This is a genomic window from Dellaglioa sp. CoH-55-MRSF-8, from assembly GCF_056782195.1.
On sequence record NZ_JBXAYH010000236.1, the window covers coordinates 1 to 251 of the forward strand.

Genomic DNA, 251 nt, shown 5'->3' on the forward strand with positions numbered 1-251 from the left:
GTCGAAATTCCGGGCCATGAGCAAGCGCCGATTCATCGTCATCGACGAGGCGCAGCAATGGCTGTCGAACGCACAGGCCGCACAGGCCGTGCTCAAGCCTCTGGAGGAACCATCCAAGGATACGACGTGGATCATCTGTTCGATGGAGCCGGAAAAATTCCAGTCCTCTACTGTCGGCCGCGCGATCCTGAAGCGCTGCACGCAGTTCCAGCTGGAAACGCCCACCACCAGCTCACTCGGCAAACAGGCCC

The 251-nt window shown here is 60.2% G+C and carries 1 protein-coding gene; it reads left to right on the plus strand.

The window, feature by feature from the left end; genetic code table 11:
* Positions 1-251: hypothetical protein (locus AC1RPW_RS08595; protein ID WP_481769545.1), on the plus strand; the 251-nt coding region annotated here is incomplete at both ends.